This is a genomic window from Vibrio sp. A37 (assembly GCF_059777565.1).
The window spans coordinates 301,572-320,188 of sequence record NZ_JBLNLI010000002.1 but is presented as its reverse complement, the minus strand read 5'-3'; the positions used below and the strand labels follow the sequence as shown (position 1 = coordinate 320,188).

Here is an 18,617-nt window from a genome sequence, read left to right as displayed (position 1 = left end):
TAACACGCTCTCACCGTATTCGCTCTACCTTAAAAATTGAAACCTCAAGCTTTAAAGTTAGAATATTCTACTTTCCTATTTTTGACATTTACAGCTCAGCCAACCAAAGCAGAGTATCTAAAATCACATATTTCTAATTACTGCAATAACATAGGTATACTTTTCGTAACGTTATGCAATGTCAATCACACGATGTAAAGTCAAACAATAGAATGTTCTATTGCACATGAATAACTAACCACCTATGATTAAGACGCTAGGTATGGAAATTTAATCATGAAAAAATGTATCAGTGAATTAAGTATTTTAATTATTGATGATTCCAGTACATCTATATTATTTATCAAAAGTCAGCTTATATCTCTAGGCTTTAATCGGGAGAATATTATAGGGAAAAATAGTATTGCAACTGCTATTGAGTCTATTGAGAATAACTGTTTTGACATATTGATAGTCGATTATCACTTGGAAGAATCGATCACAGGCTTCAACTTAGTTTCAGTATTAAATGTAACTAGGCTAATAGGCCGTAAGACTGGCATATTGTTTATATCAGGTGATACTAGACCAGAAACGGTCTTGACAGCTTTATCTGGTAATACAGGGTATTTCATTTCTAAACCAATTCAAACAAAGCTACTTGGTGATAAGCTTGAATACTTGCAGGATGATTTATATAAAAAAGACGCTCTTTCTGCACTATTTCCTATAACTGACCAAGGAAAACTTGATATAGCTATAAAGATTATCAATGAATATCGAACATCTATCGAAGCTGAAAGTTTTGTATTACATCATTTAATTTCCTGCGGTCAATGGAGCCTTTTGGGCGCACTGATATCCTTCTCAGGTAGTAATACTCACCCAAACAAAGCTATCGCTATGTCAGTTTATTTTGACAATAACGATAGCAAAGACGAGGCTCTAGAAGCATTACATACATATCTAATTGAATCACCTTTATCCACAATAGTAATTGACCAATTGAGCCTCTTATATTTCAAGTATGGAAACTTAAAAAAATCTTTCCATTATGCGATAAAAGTCTTTGAGTTAACTCCAAGCATTAGTAAAAGAGCACTATTTGCTAGTAGTTTAGCAGTCAAACTTGGACATAAAGACGCTCTCGTTAAAATTGGCTACACATATGCTTATAACGTAAACTCAATTGAAGTCAATTGGATAGAAACTATTAGCTCTTACTTCTTAGACCTAGAGGAGTTATATCTTGCCAGTTCACAAACTAACACTCGCAGCTTTTTATTGAAACACCTAAACAGCTTTAATATACTGATAAGTAGGAAGTTAAGTCGCCAAAGGATTTTGCACTTAAAGGCATTAATAACCTTATTTCAATGTCATATTTTGATTCACGAAGGAAATGATCAAAAAGCACATATCAAACTCTTTTCTGGTATTTCCCTCTTGTATGATAAATTTTCAGACATTCCTTCTACATTATTATATAATTATTTACCTGCATTACATTACTTTGGTGAATACACTATAATAAACTTAATTGAATTTTCACTAAAAAAGGGTAATAGGGATTTTATCTTTCCCAAAAACATAAGAAGATTATTTAATTATAGTAGAGAATACTATAATCCTTCCAATTATATTGATATAGAGAGCTACCTAATTAAATTTCCATACTCAATTTGCGCAAAAATTCATTTTCTTTATTATCTAGAAAACTATTCTAGCAATTCAAAAAAAATTGATAAATATATAGATGACTTATCTAGTTACAAATTACCAGATAGCTGGAGTAATTGGTTAATAGAATCAAAAACAAAAGGGTTCAAAGCATCACCCCTCCCCCCATTAATGTAGGATTAAAATATGTTTAAGATAGGAAATATTTCTCATTACCTAGGAAATGATAAAGAATTAATATTAACCGTATTAGAAACATATATTCAAGAACACTCAAATACCACAAAAAAAATGGCAGCCTTATATAGCAAACAAGACTGGGATGGACTATACAAAGAAACACATTTGTTAAAAGGTGTATTATCTAACTTTGGAATTTTTGACTTATTAAAAAGACTAGAAAACTTAGAGCTGCAATTATCTGATCACAAGAAACCTGATCTTGGAATATTTATAGGAACATTAAAGAAAATAAACATAATGAATAGTGAAATGAAGGTATATATAGAATCAAATGAAGAAAAACAGAGTTAACAATAGTGAGCCTTAATATTTTCGTATAGAAATCAATATTAACTCCTAATCATTTCTATACGAAAAAAATCAACATATAAATTTATTTACTTTAATATAGATTTTTCGTCCAGTAATTTTAAATTTCTAATCCATTTTTTTAAAGAATGAGGCGACATTATCATTGGGTTTCCTAAATCCTTATCCTTTGCCATAGTGAGCTCCGGTGGTAATACGTCAATGATAAGCTCTAGATCTTTGTGTGACATTATTTCACTTTTAAAAACTTGCGCCATTTCTTCGCTATATTTGATATTTCTAGCTTTAGCAGATTTTACAAGCCCATCAATAAGTACATACCATGTTGTCATTGGCCCTTGAACTATAGAGGCTGACTCGGCGGCTGAATCTATAAAAGCGAATGGGATAGATTCAATAGCCTGATTGAGTTCTAGTGCTGCAAAAATCCAATCTGTATCAAAAGAAAAGTCAAAAACAGTAGGAGCCTTCAATATTTTTTCTAGCACGCCCTTACCATAACATTTAAAAGCAGCTTGAGTATCATTAATTCCACGATCAAAAATAGACTTTCCAATCATACGTTGCATATGTCTTAAAGTTTTGATTCCTATACCCCAGCGCTCCTCTTGTTTAATTAATATTGAGTCTTTATGTTTTCTATTCCCAAGAACTACTTGCACTTTTCGATTACAAAATGGTTCAAGAATTAGCCCAAGTTGCCCTAAGTGAACAGAGTTGTCGGCATCTGTATATACGATACAATCGCAACCATTATCTAGAGCACTTTGCGCACCGTATATAATCGCCCCTCCTTTCCTAGAGTCTTCTGAAGATTTTAATTGCTTTAACGGGCCATCATTTGTTGGCAAAACACTATTTAACTCTAAAATCGAAACCTTATTTTTTATCTCTTTTGCCAATGTATCCAGAATATTACTTGCAATGCTGGCGCTTCCATAAGGGCAACCATCATCAACCGCATATAAATGCCAATCTACATTAGTCCCTTTAGTAACCCAATTAAGTTGAGAAATTTTTGTTCTTAAAGAATCTTCACCGTTGATATTAGAGTCGGATTTAGGTAGTAACCGATTCTGCTCTCCCCACATAGCATAAACAATGCCCACCTTGGTCGAATTTTTGAAAGATTTCATAAGCCTACGAGATTTAACGAGTTTAATTGCTAACTTAAATTCCAAAGGAGCATTAAATATATCAGCTAGTTTATCTAACTCTTCATTTTCCATGTCTTTAAAGCTAATAAGTTTGTCAGACAAAGAAATAAGACTTTCTTGGTGGCTTGCGTTTGTTAGGTCAAACTTTTTATTCGATTCTTTTAATAAACTTAAAACGTTGTCCATCGATGATTCCATAATGCCTTCCTCTGACAATTGCATAGCTAAATAAACACTAGTATGTAATCAATAGCATATCAATAAATATCATATTAATATGCGAGTTAACCCTCACTACAGTTTTTGTAAGCCTTATAATTGAAATTGCGATAGTGCGCTGAGTATGTTATTTTGCTTTGCGTATCAAATTTACCCGCCCAGTTTGAAATTTGAGGGTCTGTAGCCCAAAGGTTTGCCATAACTCGCAATTTGGAATTTAACGCGCTAGGGATAGGGTCATACTTGTTATCAAGTATTTTAAGGATTGACTTGCCATCAATATACCATTCAATACGATCTTCCCCCCAATATATACCGTACCGATGAAATTTCTTAGATGCATCGAAGTTCAAAAAGATCAAAGTTTCATGACTGTTAGTATATGAATCATCATCAGTCCAAAAATTAAGTTGAACCATATTCGTGTTTGAACCTAAAAACTCGATATCTATTTCGTTATGTAAACCACTATCACCACTCGCCTTGTCCTCGGGACCCGAGAATAAGAAAAACGAACTCACTACACCAGGAGCTTTGACTGGCTTAATATCTATTTCAAAACAACCGTATGAAAAAAAGTCTATACTTCTCAGCTCTCCCGAATATAAGGACAATTCTCCATTATTTTTTCTATAAGAATCGGGGGTCAAAGATATGGTCATTCCATATCGATCAAATGTTACCGCTCCACTTTCCCAACGGTTTAGAAAAGGATAGCCATTTTCCCATCCATCAGACAGCCACCATTTATCCGATTGCAATGTGGTCAAATCATCTGAAAAACTTTTCACAGAGTCTGAATATATAAGTGTTAGCATAAAGCTAAGAATCGTTCGGCATATCTTTATCATATTGACTATATCAATCGTGTTTCTATGTCACTTCCGCATTTTATCTAATTCAAATCATTTTTCTTTACTATCAATTGGTGAAAAAGATCTACGTTGAGTCGCTTCGACTGGTTCAGCCAAGTTAGATTCAACGTTCCCCCTTGATATTATTTTTGGCGTATGAGTTTCATTTTGATCAGATATTTCATCAACTTTTCCCTCCTTAATATTAGACAAATCACTTAATGGAGTAATTTCGACAATGCTTTCATTAAAGGTTTCTTTATTATCCGGTGGAATAGATTTGATATTAGAATTTCCATTCAGCTTTTCCTCAACTGTTACTTCGGGTATATCAGTAGGAGTCACTATAAATGATTGAGTTTCGGAAAAATTAGAACTTATGTTTAGTTTTTTATTAGGAGTATAACTTTTATATTCTTTATCTATGTTATTTTTACCATTTTGACCATGGCTATTTTTTTTTGTATTACTTCCCAAATTATGGCTAGGTGAATCATATTCAAAAATCTTTAATTTGCTATCCCATATACCTATGAGAGAATAAAGTTGCATCCAAGTTTCATCAACATCGAAGCCTACACTTGCATTTGTTCCTACCGCAGACATTCTGTAGTTAGATTTTTCGAACTCCTTTCTGAGATTAGATTTCATCTTTTCCCAAGATGTACCTCCCATCAAAAAGTATCGAACACTATTAGCCCAGTATTCGTATGCGATAGAGTCACCTTGTTTCTCGGCAGACAATGAAGCAAGCACCTCTAACAATCCTGCAGTACGCCACATTGTTTGGGTACCTAGAGAACGTTCTAGAGTAAGAGTCTTGTTTGCTTGTAAATGGAAAACATTTGAGCTCTGACTAAATCTCCCTTGAGACAATAATAAGGTGGGAGGATTAAATAGGTCAATTGAAGCTTTTTCAAATGCATTTAAAGGTAACGCCACGCAAACGACTAAGAAAAGAAAACTTATAGTTTTTTTCATCTAAAAGTCTCCACAAAACATTTTCCTGGATGTTCAAATCTAGAATTAAATTTTACGTCTCTATATTCCTTATTACTGGAAGACTTATATAATTTACCTCTAACTTTATATAATAAAGCCTCTAAAACACCAGCGTTAGTTTTTAAAGTTATACTTTTCTCGTAAGAACTTGATAATTCATACCTACCTTCATACCACCCACGATCTGAATCATAAAGCTCCTTCACTAATGTTAAAAGTCTACTGGTATAATTAGTTTTCCATAAAACCCACATTTGAAATGCAACCCTAGTGGAAACTAAAGCAAGAGAGTCATGTGACGACCCATCTTCTGCTAATGTTATCCATGGCGTACCAAGCCCATATATTGTGTCATACACAAAATACGGACTCTTAGAAGAAACATGCTCTCCTCTGGCAGTATATATTCTGTCATTTTGCCATCTTTTTTCTTGTACTAAATAAATTGCATCTGCCATTGCCGCCATAACTGCATTTGAATGAACAGCATCAGAAGTAGACTCGTCGTCTATTTTGTCCCAATTAAATTCTAACCCCATTCTTAAAAAAGGCGTGCTATATATTGGTCTTAATACGTTATAGACTCTTGGATCCCTAGCATCAAAAAGTAAATCAACCCCATAAATAGTGACAACCTGATAAGGATCAATATCCATTGCTTTATAAGGCACTATATGCCAATCTAAATAACCATAGGAAGTATACTCTTCGACACCTAAACGCCCCTCTTTATAACGAACTAACTTACCTTGCTCAATAGTAGAACCAAATAACTCTCCATCTTGAGTAACTAACTCACAAAAATTCCACCTCAGAACCGCTTTGTCGACATATTCAGAAAATTCTGGGGATTCTTGCTTAACGATAGCCAACGCTATTAATAATCTGCCAACATCGATAGAAGACCAACCGATATCTTCAGGTTGGTTCGCATAATTAACCATTTTACCACTTATAGTGCTATATACTTTATTGGGTGCAACGCCATAGCTTAGATCCATTTTATTTAGAAACCCCAAAACCAAACTAAGCCTCTCATCGTATTGCTTATTGTCTATAAAGTGTAAATCTTTTGCAGCAACAAGAGATATTAAATAGTCGGCAATACCGGACATATTTGTAGTAGGAAAGCCATCTAGGTTATTTACTAGGCCGGTTACCTCTTGTGTGTTGTTTTCAATATATTTCCAAGCAACTTTTCCCCAAAAAATTTCCTGTTCTGTTAAATCACCGTACTGACCTTGCCTAAAAAGTTGAGATTGATTTAGTGTGCTGAAACCATCATTTACCCCTCTATAGATGACACCACAGGAAGAAATTAAGATTGAAATCACTACAACGCTTAGCGCTTTTAGCATTATTTAACCTTTATTTTTTTAGGGCAAAGTTTTTACGTGGCAAACATTGCCCCTCATAGCCAAAAGGTGATTCCAAAGCCTTTTCCCAGATACTAGGGGCAACATCCTCTTTATAAGTCAACAACTTACCTTCTTTTTTATATAAAAGTATCTCAAGAGTAATACCATTATTGTTAGAAGTGAATGTATTTATAAGGCCAGTACCGTTTTCGAAAATGCCTTCATAGAAGCCTTTATCCCTATCGTAGGCAGTGGAAACATAGTCAAACAATAAATCTGTATAAGGCGTGTCCCAAAGTACCCACATCCCCATCGCTCCTTTGACTGCTACTGCCGAAAATTGAGGTAGAAATTCACCATTTTCTGAGATAGTATTCCAAGCGAAACCGTCAGTATAAATTGTGTCATATACAAAATAAGGCGCACCAGCCAATTGGTGTTCAGTTCGAGCAGTAATAATGCCTGTTTTTTTATAACGTTCCTCCTGAACTCTATAAATTTGCAATGCAAACTCTGCCATCCAATCATTAGAGTAGCTTTGATTGTGCCCTGAACGATCAGATGCAAGATCCCAACCTAATTCAATACCGTCTAGGACATAACTTTCTGTGACTACATAGCTATGCGCTTTCAGTTTTCTTGGGTCTCGGGTATCGTATGGCACGTCGTAGCCATACAAATTTATCGTCGCATATGGTTCAGGCATGGCTGCCTGTTTAGTGTTGAATCCCCACAGCTCGAAGCCTTTGGCCGCATACTCTTCATAACCTAATCGGCCCTCTTGTAAATATTGAACTTCTTTTCCCTTCTCCAAAAGTGCACCGAACATTGTTCCATTTTTGTCAATTACGTTACAAAAGTTCCAACGCAAAACGGCTTTATCAATACTATTTGCAAATTCTGGATATCGATGTTTTATTATGTAGAGCCAAATAAGCAACCTACCTAAGTCTAATGCAGAATAGCCAATTTCCCCTGGCTGGTTTGCGTAGTCCACTTCTGCAGCTGTAATTGTATTGTATGCTTTATTAGGCAATTCATTCATGAAAAGATCTATCGTATTTAACGTCGTCAAAAATCTCACCATGCGCCTATCAAATTCTTCTTTATTTATAATTCCGAGCTCATAAGCACTTGTCATTCCTGCTAAATAAGATGCAGCATCCCACCATGTAACTGACGGATAGTTGTTGACTGCATTGACAAGTCCCGTAGCTGCTTGATAATTATTTTCGAAATATTTCCAAGCAATTCGGGCCATATCCATTTCTTTTTCAGTTAAATCCCCATGTCGAGCTTTTGGGATAGTCCAATGTGTATTTCTATCTACAATATTGTCTGAAAAATGATTATATTTATTTCCACAGCCGACTAAGGACAAAGTTATGAGTCCAACACTAATTAATTTCATACGTCATTCTTCCCAGCTACTAATTTTGTTGGCCAATAGTCAGTAATGGACCATTTTCTAAATAAGCCAATGACTCTAATACAATTCCATTTGTGTTTGCGGTTATCGCTTTGTTAATGCGTCCATCTGACTCATAGCGCCCTGAGTACCAACCCTTTTTGTTTGACATCAACTTGGATGCATCATTAATTAGGAGCTTCGTATAACTGGTATTGTATAGTGCATACCATCCAAAAGCCGCCTTTGTAGATAGTGTTTTCAGATGAGACTGATCTTTCCCGTCATCAGAAATTGCGTTCCATTTTTTACCATCCGAAAATACGGTGTTGTAAACAAAATACGGTGGTTCATCAACATTATCTTCACTGACGGCTGTTAACATACCAGTCTTGTCATAACGGTTTTCTTGTGCCTTATAAACACGATATGCAAACTCTTTGGATACACTGTCAGAGCCAAACTCGATACCATCTAAAATATAAGATTCACTTACAACATAGTTGTGCGCATGATATTTTGCTGGGTCACGACGATCTGTTGGGATTTTAACCCCGTAAATATCAACCATTTGCAAATAATCAATATATTTCATAGAGTTAAAAACATCTCGCCCCATCAAAGCCAGAGATTTTGCCGCATATTCTTCGTAGCCTATTCTTCCCTCTTGAACCAACTCCATAAAATTATCGCTAGGAGCTGGACGAGCCCCAAATAAGTAGCCGTTCTTAATCATGTCACTTATTTTCCAGTGATTTAAAATGGAGTTAACTTGATGATTAAACTGAGGATAATGCCAAACTAAAATGTTCAAAGGGACTAAAATTCTACCGATATCTATCGCCGACCAGCCAATACCATTTTTTTTAGGATTATTAGAGTAGTCAACCATCTCCAGCGTTTGGGTGTTATATGCTTTATTTGGTAGTTTTCCGTCGACTAAAGGTAGTCGTGCCAATGTTTTTAGCACTTTCTCCATTCTTTGGTTAAATAACTCCTCAGTAATAATATTGAGTTTTTCTGCAGAAAGCAGTCCCATCAAATATGACGCGGTATCCCACATAGTTGTAGATGGATAGCCATCTACAGAATTTACTAAGCCCGTATTTTCTTGATAATTGTTTTGAAAATATTGCCAAGCTATTTTAGCCCAACTAAATTCTTCTTCAGATAATACTCGCGACTTTCTATAGGGAATATTATCTGATGGAGTGATATCTAATACGCCTAGTTTGTGATCTATTTGACGATGTTCGATAGAAAATGCAATGAATAGAGCAGTCGCTAGCCCGAGAATAAATACGATATGATGCCGAGCTTTGACTAATGATGTTTTAAACCCCATACTTTAATCCCTCCGGGTTTTCTCCTTGAGTGCTTGTTTCCTCAGAATTAGTCGGTTTCCAGAACGCCGCGGACATCATACCCCACATAGCCAAAATATTATTTAGAATCCAAAACGTGTTTAATACTAATCCACCAAAAGAGTAACTTCCCCAGTAACCTGAGTAATAACCTAGCCAAGCAAAAACCAAACTAAAAATACTAAGCAAAAAAATGACTAACTGAGGTATAACAAGTTTAATAAAATTCCCCTTCTGCCTTTCTTTCGGAGTTGTAGGAAAGCTTATTTTTTTACCTCTCAAAACAGTTATTAGTGCTCTAAGATTAACTGGAAAAAAAGATAAAAAATTGGTTTTTCCTTTATAACCTGCTACTCCCCATGTTCCTATCATCATTGCGATTTCCGCTGTTAATACATACGGTAAGAAATGAAGATAAAAATCTACATCGTATGCTTGTACAGGAGCTATAGATGTTAAGAAATATACAATAGGACATAATAAGAAGATAATATTCCAAATAGCGGAAAGGTTCGACCAAAAACTTGCTCCGTACATTAGTTTCTGTTTGAATGTTAAACCTTTTCTAAAAACTGGGTTATCATTCATAAATATATCAATGGAGCCTCCTGAATATTTAAAACGCTGAACTGTCCACGTTTGTAAATCCTGTGGTGACAACATTTTACTTTCTACTTTAGGATGCATGACTGAACGCCAGTTTTTATCTTTATCTGAATGTAAAACAATAGATGTATATAAGTCTTCGGAAACATGAAATTTATATGGTGTGAACTCTGTATCGAACAGAATTTCATCCCTCAGATTGTCAGAAATACTCTTGTCGAGAGATTTCTCTCTAGTCATTCTTAATATTTGTTTCTCGACTTCGTCTTGCTCTTTTGTTATCTGTTCTGCGTAAGCTCTCAAGGCTGCTTCCATTACAGCTTCACGCCGATGAATAGATCCTGCTCCACAACAAAATGATGCGTTAACCCAGTTGCGACGCCTCTGGATAACGTCGTAGAACATTTGGGGGTCGTTAACAAATGGGTCTTCCCCGAAAGTGATTGGGCCATAAACTTTTTCCACACATCTGCCAAATATCCTTGACCACCTTCCTAGTTTTTTCTCTAGCAAATCTGGTAGCCTTGTACCCTCTGGAATATCAAAAAACCATTGTGGTGTTTGAACCCAAGCAACCTCTGGATCACGGAAATACCCTAAAGTATTTTCGAGAATAGATGGGAAAGGTCTCGTGTCTGCATCACATATGACTACGAAGTCCCCACTAGTTTTCTCCATAGCATTGCGTAGGTTTCCTGCTTTGTAGCCAATGTTATTATCTCTAGTAATGTAACCAACGTCCATTTCCTTCGCCATTATTTCCATCTCATGACGATTTCCATCATCTAGAATATATATGTTGATGTCTATTGGGTGAGGATATTTTATTTTCTTCGCATCTAATATACTTAATTTTACAAGATCTGGTTCCTCATCATAGCTAGGAAAAAACACATCAACACTTATTGGTCTATCTTCATAGTGAGAGTTTTCAGGGGTGCATTCTTTTATTTTAAATGGTGGTGGCTTTTGTGGCTCATCTTTTGTTTTCCATAGATTAAACGTAAATAAAATAGAACCAACAAATGCACACGACTCTGCAAATGCGAGTGGAAGAGAAAACCAAAGTGCGTCGTAGTTCAAAGCATATACCCAACGCCAAACTAAATACCACAATCCTAAAGTTAAATTACAAGTAGCAAAATATTGATAAAGTAACTCTCGAGATATACTGTGAGGCACAGGTTCCGGTGGGACGCGGCTTTCATATTTTAGAAAATAATTATCCATCCTTTGGTTTCCCTAATTTCTAAATAATACTATGTAAGCTAATTAAATTAGTGACTTAAATCACTATCTAAAAGATCATTACTATTTAAAACCTTTGTCAAAATAAAGCAGTTTTCATTTCCATTTCGCTTCAATGTAATATCATCCATTAAACTACTCACGATTAAAAAGCCCCGTCCTGAAGTTTCCCAGGTGCTTTCATCACTAGGATCGGCCTCCATAAAGTCGTTAGACAATGCCAAGGTAAGTTCTTTAGGAGACATTGTTTCTCCAAAATCTATTATCTCTATCTGAACTATATTTTCACCAGATCGACATTCTAACTTACATCTAACAACAATTTTACGCCCGACCTCCTCTTTATATGCATGCAGAAATGTATTATTAACCATTTCAACAACACATAATTCTAACTGAGTGATTAAGCCTGGAGATATTCCGATTTCGTTCCAAAAAGTGTTCAACTTTTCAGCCGCATATCTGGAAGAATCTAAAGAACTTGAATAGGAAAACTCAAATTCTTTGCGCTCTGTCGTCGTCATTTGGGAGTCTCCTAATTATTAAATCGCCTTGTATAATTCGGACATGTTATTTCGCTCAATAGGAGCTCGTAAATTTTGCCAATCCAAATTGTTATTCTGAGTGCCATCATGACCAATACAATAGCGACCAAATATTGTCTGACTTTCTACATAGCTACCAGACTTTATGTGCGTATAGTCGAAAATGAGCGAGCGATCTACAGTAGCGTTAGAATCAATATGGCAGTTAGCTCCAATGAGAGCCGGTCCGCTAAGCTTTGCGCCTGGTTCAATTTTGCTACCACTTCCAATGACAATAGGAGGAGTAATATCACAGCTCGCAAGGTCTATAGAAGTATTAATACCTACCCAAACCCCTTTTTTGATTTGAGTACCTGGCATACAATACCCTGGTACCTTCCCATCTAATATTTCCTTGGTTACGCTCCAAATATCACTAATATTGCCCACATCAAGCCACTGGAATTTCATCTCTACTGCAAAAAACGGAACATTTTCCTCCACGAGCTTAGGAAACAACTCGCTACCGATATCAAAAGAACCACTTTTGGGGATAAAGTCAAATATCGCTGGCTCAAAAACGTATATCCCAGTATTGATTTGAGTAGACAGAGCCTCATCAATGGATGGTTTCTCTTGAAAACTAGTCACTTGACCTTTAGCATTCGTGACAACTACGCCATATTTTTCGACGTCTTCTGGCGCTACATTTTTGGTTATAATTGTAGCTATTCCACCTTTTTTCTTATGTTGCCTAATTGCCTCAGATAAATCTGCGTCAACCCAAGCATCTCCACACACAACAACAAATGTCTCATCAAAAAAACCAGAAAATTGCTGTATCTTTTGCATACCTCCTGCAGAGCCCAATGCTTTACTTTCAGCTTTTCCATTTACATATTCGGCTTCATATGAATATGACAGCTGTACGTTGAAATGATGACCGTCGCCAAAGTAGTCTTCTATCACCTCAGCTAAATGACTCGTATTTATAACTATTTTATTAATGTTATGCTGAGCAAAAAGTTCGATCATCGACTCCATAACTGGCTTACCCAAGATGGGTATCATAGGCTTGGGAATCATTTGTGTTATAGGACGTACTCGCGTCCCTTTACCTGCTGCTAAAATCATTCCTTTCATCTTCTAGTCCTTTTTTACGCAGTAGTCACTACAGCCTCTTCAACTGTGGGATAATTTTTAATTAGCCTGTCCATTCGAGTAAGTTTAAATAGGTCAAGTACGGGCTTTTGGGCATTAGCAACACAAATATTTTTATCTCGTAGTAACTTGTAAACACCCATAACAGAGCCCAGTCCACTGCTATCCATAAATTTCACAAATTCAATGTCTAGTATTATCTTCTCTGATAACTGAGGCATTAACGCCTCAATTTCGGCTCTAAACTCTGGCGCCAATTTCGCATCAAATCTTTCTTCCTTTATCTGAAGAATTGTGCTGTTGCCTTGTTGACTAAGTTCATATTGCATTGTTCATCTCCTGTGTTACTTGATCCTTTCCACTCAGCTACCAGTACACTGACATCGTCTTCAAATTCATCTGAGTTTTGCCAGTTTCGGACCTTATTAACGAGAAGCTCAGTCTGAAGCTCTGTTTTATATGGTCCCAATACTTCGATCGCTTCTTTCAAACCATTTTCTGAAAATTGCTGTTTGCCATTATCTGCCTCTGTTATCCCATCAGAATAAAACCAAACTTTATCGCCTGGATTAAGTTGAATATTAGCGGACTGGTATTCAATGTTTTCAAAAGCACCAACAACAAAATTGTCGTGGCCAACTAACTCTGCTTCACTGTCTGCACTATGAAACCAAATAAAAGGGGGGTGCCCAGCGCAGCAGTAGGAAAGCTTGCCTGTTGTAGTATTTAAAATCGCATAAATCATAGTAAAATACATGATGTTACTACCTGAACTCATATACATCTCATTCAAACGCGCGACAACTTCCTCAGGGCTGGATATTTGTTTATTACCATCGCTGTTATTTAAAACTATTGATGAGGAGCTATTTAATACAGATAAACTTGTTTGAATCGAGAAAGACATAAGTGCTGAAGAAACGCCATGCCCCGCAACATCTAGCAGATAGAATGCGATATTTTGAGAATCTAGCTGCATATACCCTAACATATCTCCACCAATTTGAGCGCTAGGCAGCGAGAAGTAACTGAGCTCTACATAGGTAAAAGATTTGTCCTTTGGAAGTATATGTCTAATTAGTTCACCAGCTGAGTCCAAATCCCTACGTATCGTGTCATAGGCCTTGTCTAAAGCGGTATTTTTTTTCAGCAAGTCATTGTGGAGATTCAATGTCCTGAATCCAGCTCTAATTCTAGCATCGAGCTCTTCTACTGAAGTTTTCTTATCCACAAAGTCATCGGCCCCAGAATCTATGCCTTGGATTATCGAACTTTGATCATTTTTTGTGGATAGTAGTACGAAGAAAATGTAACGATTGTAATCTGTTGCTTTTAATGTCATACATAATTCAACTCCGGTCATTTCAGGCATCATCCAATCGCTTAATACAAACTGGATATCTTGCGACGCTTCAAGTATGTCTAAAGCTTCACGCCCATTTTTTGCAATCAAGACTTCGTAGCCGCGTTTCGCTAACACAGAGCTCATGTAAGTGAGGGTGGTGAGACTATCGTCCACCAATAATATTTTACGCATTTCTAGCCTTTAAAACCGTTTTACTGACGCTACTTCACAAATCATGACTACCGTTTCGAATCGCGGCTTTTGAAATGACTTGTATTAGAATAGATTAGATTCAACATGTAGCATTGCAAGTAATTTCTTATTGTTTTTTAATTGTCTCTGGTGAAATGTGGTTTGATTATCATTATGTTGTATTGTGTTTTAAATTTTTCTTTAAGTATTGGGATTGTAATAGTTTCATTGATGTTCTCCATCAAAACTTATGCCGATAGTTATACAGCGAATACGGCTCCTTACGCACCAAAAATACTTTCCCACAAATCGCTTTCAGATAATGACCATTATAGTGATGAAGCAAACGGGAATGTTTCCAATAATGAAGAAAATGAAATTTGGAAAGGCGTTAAAAGTTCCTTCGACTTTCCTTATAAAGAATGGGAAAAGAAAGGCCTTTTAGACGGCCTTAGTGGGAATATCGGTTACAATTATCCTTTAGCGCAAACTGAATCTACCAATAGCCCAGCAGGAAGCACTCAAGGGCCTACTAATTACAATAAAACTTCTACCCTTTCGTTAAAATATACAGTTGCAGGAAGTTGGTTTATTTCAGGTACCGCATACTACTATTGGGACCAAAATCAACAACAGGCTTGGAACCCAGATTTTACGTATGTATTTGGCTACAGCGACTGGCGCCCTTACACATTTAGTTTGGTTTATTCTAATTATGGTGGAAATAGGTTTTCACCTGACCCAGGACAAAGAAGAACAGAGTTTTCACAAGGCACTTGGGCATTCGGGTGGAAATTTCCTATAAAAGAACCTTTAATTGATTGGTTAAGTGCCACCAAAAGTGGCGCAATTGGATGTCAAATAGACTACAACCTAACACCAACATATTTTGATTTAGAATCGACAACATATAAATCAAACCAGCAAACTGTAAGTTTAGGGTGTAAGTATTCTATCTGGGGAAACTGGTATGTAAATGCGACTGGTTTTTATTATTTAGATAAATCTCAACAACAACCGTGGAACCCTGATTATACATATGGTTTTGGATATTTTGATTGGCGACCAGGAACTATTACAGTACAGTACAATAACTATTCGGGTAACCGTTGGAGAAGTTCAGAGCGAGGAGAAAATACGGGAAGATTCAAAGATGGGAGTATAACAATCTCATATAGTTTTGCCTTCTAAAAGTGCTCAAATAAAGTCGAGGTTATAGTTAAATTTATTCAAGCCTTTAATAAAAATTTACTTCAACACAAAGCTATTCATTTTCTTTTTGTATATAAATTACAAAACACAATATTTAAATAAATTCTAAATTACTTTCCCATAACATTTACATTTGCACTTACAACATAAATATGATTTTTTAGGTATTTTTGAAAAACAATTTGGACATTTCCCATATTTTCGATCGAAACTTAGCAATAAAATCAGTAGTCCAATAGGACCAAGAACGTACCCTAATAAAACACCTGCAATCAAATTATTTTTCCTATATCCGACTATAACAGTTAGTATCAAAAAAATAATATAGAAGCTTAACCAAAATAGTAGCTCATTATCCAACATACTTGATTGCCTTTCTTCGTGCTATCCACTTATGCAGAACATACGAGGCAGTCTAGGATAAAAGCAATTTATTAAAAAGTAATAGCTATAAATAAATACTAGTTAATCACAGTTTCTAAAAAACTCTTTGAAATTTACATCAAATTAAACCTTTCACTTATTTCATATCCAGACGCTTCTTCTCGAAAACTTTCCTTTATTATCCAGTTGATTGGGTTTCTTACCCACGGTTGCGGATCATAAAATGCAAACTCATCGACACCTCTGTATGCGACTACATTGAAGCCCAAACGCTGACACTCTTCAATACAACGTAATGCATGCCATGATTGAGCAACAACAACTAAGTTACAAGGTCGTTGGAGCTCTAACATCGTCACTGCAACATCTGATGTTGTTTGGTACGACTCAGATTGTATGACTGTTGAGTTTTTTATCTGTATATGTTCTCCAACTTCCTTCTGTAAAAAGCAACGAACATTTGTTTGGCACAGATGTATGCTTTCAATCTCAAATGCTAGCTTTCTATTGACACAATGACTGTCACCAAATGAAAACGCTATGGCTGCATCGGCCACATCCAATTTACCGAAATTTGGTTGTTTCAAAAATCGAGTTAATAGATAGTCGCGAACTCGATGTTCAGCAGCACCATTTAGGTTATAGAGCTGTTTAACTAACGGTAGGTATTTAAGGTTAGAAGTGAAGTCTAAATTTGGGAAAGAGTCTAAATCAGGTAAGTCACAACGAAAGTCAAGCATATATCCCCTCGAACATAAATCAAAGTAAATATAGCCAAACAACGTAATCGTTTTTTCATCATTTTAACAGCACTCAACGCAACAGGCCAATTAAATTTTTTGAAATGGTTCGATTTATTTCTTCAAACTCTGTGCTACTTCATCGATTCTGTATTACTATGAGTTTAATAAAATTTGAATTAACTACCTAAATTTGTTTGTAAAAACCTATAATAAGCATTGCTTTCATCACTACTTTTTGGCCTTAGGAATCGTCTATTCAAGCTTCTCATTAGCAGATGATGGACCAAGTTTTTATGGCCAAAGGAATATAGTGTCAGAAGATAATAAGCAAGTTGCCGAACTAAAGTACCAAAGAAGAGCAATAAGCCCTGTCATAAACAGAACAGAAAAGATAGAGCAAAAAATTGAACCTAGTCTCCCCTTGTTACCTTCCCCTGTGAGAACGGAAACTTTTGCTAAAGAGCAAACTATAGTTAAGTTAACCAGAAATGAAATGCTTTTAGCTAAAAAAGCAAAGCTTTACTTTACGAAAAACTTTATAAAAAAAACAGGGCTGTGGAACTCAGTTCAAGGTTATCCGCACTCTACAATGTGGGATATTGCTAGTGGAATCGCTGCTACCTTAGCGATGGAAGCACTGGGAATAAAAACCAAGGAGCGAAGTTTATTTGAACTAGAAAAAACACTACACACGTTAAAAGTAATGCCTCTCTATAACGAGACCTTACCTAATAGGGAATACAGCACTCACACTGGCATGCCTTCAGGCAAACTCAGTTCTACAAAAACTAACGGAAACGGATGGTCTGCTCTAGATATAGGACGATTACTCATTTGGCTCAAAATTCTTTCTCAGCAACACCCTCAATTTGAAGCAAAAATTCAGGGGATCATAAATAAATGGAAATTAGACAAGGCTGTACACAACGGGACTCTTTATGGAACAAAGTTTCAAGATGGCAACGAGTTTTATCGCCAAGAAGGTCGTAATGGTTATTTACAATATGCTGCTGAAGGCTTTAGACTTTATGGCTATGATGTGGAACTTCCCGATTTAAATAAGTATCTTGCTACTGTAGAGATTAATGAGATAGAAATACAAATTGACACAAGAAACGTTCCTTTTCTAACTAGCGACCCCTATGTATTATCTGGATTAGAATACGGTGTGGACTGTAATTGGAATCAAGTGAATGCAGTTTACAATTTACACAAATCGTTATGGCTTAAAAAAAATATATTAACGAGCTATGCTGAAGACGCTATGAATAAAAACCCGTGGTTCGCATATAATAATATACAATATTATGGAAAGCCTTGGACTAGTGTCAGCCCTTCTGGACTGCCAATAGAAAACCCACAAATATTCAGTAACAAGGTAGCTTTCGCTTTCAGCGTATTATTTGATGATGAATTTAGTGAAGTACTGTATAACACTGTTTTAGAAAGTAGTATTCAATATAGAAACATTCCAACCGGTATTTACGAAAATGGAGCAATGAATTCAGCCTTCAACATTAATACTAATTCTTTAGTACTCGTCGCGCTTTGGTTTAAACACAGAGGCTATATTCCAATATTATCAAGATACAATTGCCCTATTCGTAAAGACTCAAGCTAAATAAGTTA

16 protein-coding genes are annotated in these 18,617 nt (G+C 35.9%); 4 read left to right on the top strand and 12 right to left on the bottom strand.

Annotated elements, in window-relative coordinates; all coding sequences use genetic code 11:
* Positions 1 to 276 precede the first annotated feature (276 nt).
* Positions 277 to 1,836 (top strand): response regulator, encoded by a 1,560-nt coding sequence (locus tag ACM2FC_RS05055; protein WP_498479774.1) that lies wholly within the window; start codon positions 277 to 279, stop codon positions 1,834 to 1,836.
* Between the two features lie 9 nt (positions 1,837 to 1,845).
* Positions 1,846 to 2,193, top strand: coding sequence for an Hpt domain-containing protein (locus tag ACM2FC_RS05050; RefSeq protein WP_498479773.1), 348 nt, complete (start codon positions 1,846 to 1,848; stop codon positions 2,191 to 2,193).
* An 86-nt stretch (positions 2,194 to 2,279) separates the two neighbouring features.
* Here the strand turns inward: ACM2FC_RS05050 and ACM2FC_RS05045 are convergent, their stop codons facing one another.
* The 11 genes from ACM2FC_RS05045 to ACM2FC_RS04995 all read right to left on the bottom strand — a co-directional run bounded on the left by ACM2FC_RS05045 (position 2,280) and on the right by ACM2FC_RS04995 (position 14,649).
* Positions 2,280 to 3,554, bottom strand: coding sequence for a glycosyltransferase family protein (locus ACM2FC_RS05045; protein WP_498479772.1), 1,275 nt, complete (start codon positions 3,552 to 3,554; stop codon positions 2,280 to 2,282).
* Between the two features lie 98 nt (positions 3,555 to 3,652).
* Positions 3,653 to 4,405 carry a family 16 glycosylhydrolase gene (locus ACM2FC_RS05040; protein WP_498479771.1) on the bottom strand — a complete coding sequence of 251 codons (753 nt, stop codon included), beginning with the start codon at positions 4,403 to 4,405 and terminating at the stop codon, positions 3,653 to 3,655.
* Positions 4,406 to 4,492: 87 nt separating this feature from the next.
* Positions 4,493 to 5,422 carry a hypothetical protein gene (locus tag ACM2FC_RS05035; protein WP_498479770.1) on the bottom strand — a complete coding sequence of 310 codons (930 nt, stop codon included), beginning with the start codon at positions 5,420 to 5,422 and terminating at the stop codon, positions 4,493 to 4,495.
* Positions 5,419 to 6,801, bottom strand: a complete 1,383-nt coding sequence (locus ACM2FC_RS05030) for a DUF3131 domain-containing protein (RefSeq protein ID WP_498479769.1) — start codon at positions 6,799 to 6,801, stop codon at positions 5,419 to 5,421. Before ACM2FC_RS05030 ends, ACM2FC_RS05035 begins: the two co-directional genes overlap by 4 nt.
* A gap of 10 nt (positions 6,802 to 6,811) precedes the next feature.
* Positions 6,812 to 8,212, bottom strand: coding sequence for a DUF3131 domain-containing protein (locus ACM2FC_RS05025; protein WP_498479768.1), 1,401 nt, complete (start codon positions 8,210 to 8,212; stop codon positions 6,812 to 6,814).
* A 19-nt stretch (positions 8,213 to 8,231) separates the two neighbouring features.
* The gene (locus ACM2FC_RS05020; protein WP_498479767.1) at positions 8,232 to 9,554 is read right to left on the bottom strand and encodes a DUF3131 domain-containing protein; all 1,323 of its coding nucleotides are present in this window, start codon (positions 9,552 to 9,554) and stop codon (positions 8,232 to 8,234) included.
* Positions 9,544 to 11,409: a glycosyltransferase family 2 protein gene (locus ACM2FC_RS05015; RefSeq protein WP_498479766.1), complete on the bottom strand. Its 1,866-nt coding sequence runs from the start codon at positions 11,407 to 11,409 to the stop codon at positions 9,544 to 9,546. Before ACM2FC_RS05015 ends, ACM2FC_RS05020 begins: the two co-directional genes overlap by 11 nt.
* Before the next feature lie 47 nt (positions 11,410 to 11,456).
* A complete protein-coding gene (locus ACM2FC_RS05010; RefSeq protein ID WP_498479765.1) occupies positions 11,457 to 11,951 on the bottom strand; it encodes an ATP-binding protein in 495 nt (164 codons plus the stop codon).
* Between the two features lie 18 nt (positions 11,952 to 11,969).
* A complete protein-coding gene (locus ACM2FC_RS05005) occupies positions 11,970 to 13,094 on the bottom strand; it encodes a nucleotidyltransferase family protein (protein WP_498479764.1) in 1,125 nt (374 codons plus the stop codon).
* Between the two features lie 14 nt (positions 13,095 to 13,108).
* Positions 13,109 to 13,441: an anti-sigma factor antagonist gene (locus tag ACM2FC_RS05000; protein ID WP_498479763.1), complete on the bottom strand. Its 333-nt coding sequence runs from the start codon at positions 13,439 to 13,441 to the stop codon at positions 13,109 to 13,111.
* Positions 13,393 to 14,649: a PP2C family protein-serine/threonine phosphatase gene (locus tag ACM2FC_RS04995; protein WP_498479762.1), complete on the bottom strand. Its 1,257-nt coding sequence runs from the start codon at positions 14,647 to 14,649 to the stop codon at positions 13,393 to 13,395. Before ACM2FC_RS04995 ends, ACM2FC_RS05000 begins: the two co-directional genes overlap by 49 nt.
* A 162-nt stretch (positions 14,650 to 14,811) precedes the next feature.
* On the opposite strand from ACM2FC_RS04995, the gene ACM2FC_RS04990 reads away from it, so the two are divergent.
* Positions 14,812 to 15,840: a hypothetical protein gene (locus ACM2FC_RS04990; RefSeq protein WP_498479761.1), complete on the top strand. Its 1,029-nt coding sequence runs from the start codon at positions 14,812 to 14,814 to the stop codon at positions 15,838 to 15,840.
* 518 nt (positions 15,841 to 16,358) lie between these two features.
* Here ACM2FC_RS04990 and ACM2FC_RS04985 read toward each other — a convergent pair.
* Complete coding sequence (locus ACM2FC_RS04985; protein WP_498479760.1) at positions 16,359 to 16,985, bottom strand: hypothetical protein; 627 nt, start codon at positions 16,983 to 16,985, stop codon at positions 16,359 to 16,361.
* Positions 16,986 to 17,298: 313 nt separating this feature from the next.
* Here ACM2FC_RS04985 and ACM2FC_RS04980 point away from each other — a divergent pair, with 313 nt between their 5' ends.
* Positions 17,299 to 18,609, top strand: a complete 1,311-nt coding sequence (locus ACM2FC_RS04980) for a DUF3131 domain-containing protein (protein ID WP_498479759.1) — start codon at positions 17,299 to 17,301, stop codon at positions 18,607 to 18,609.
* The last annotated feature ends 8 nt before the right edge of the window (positions 18,610 to 18,617 follow it).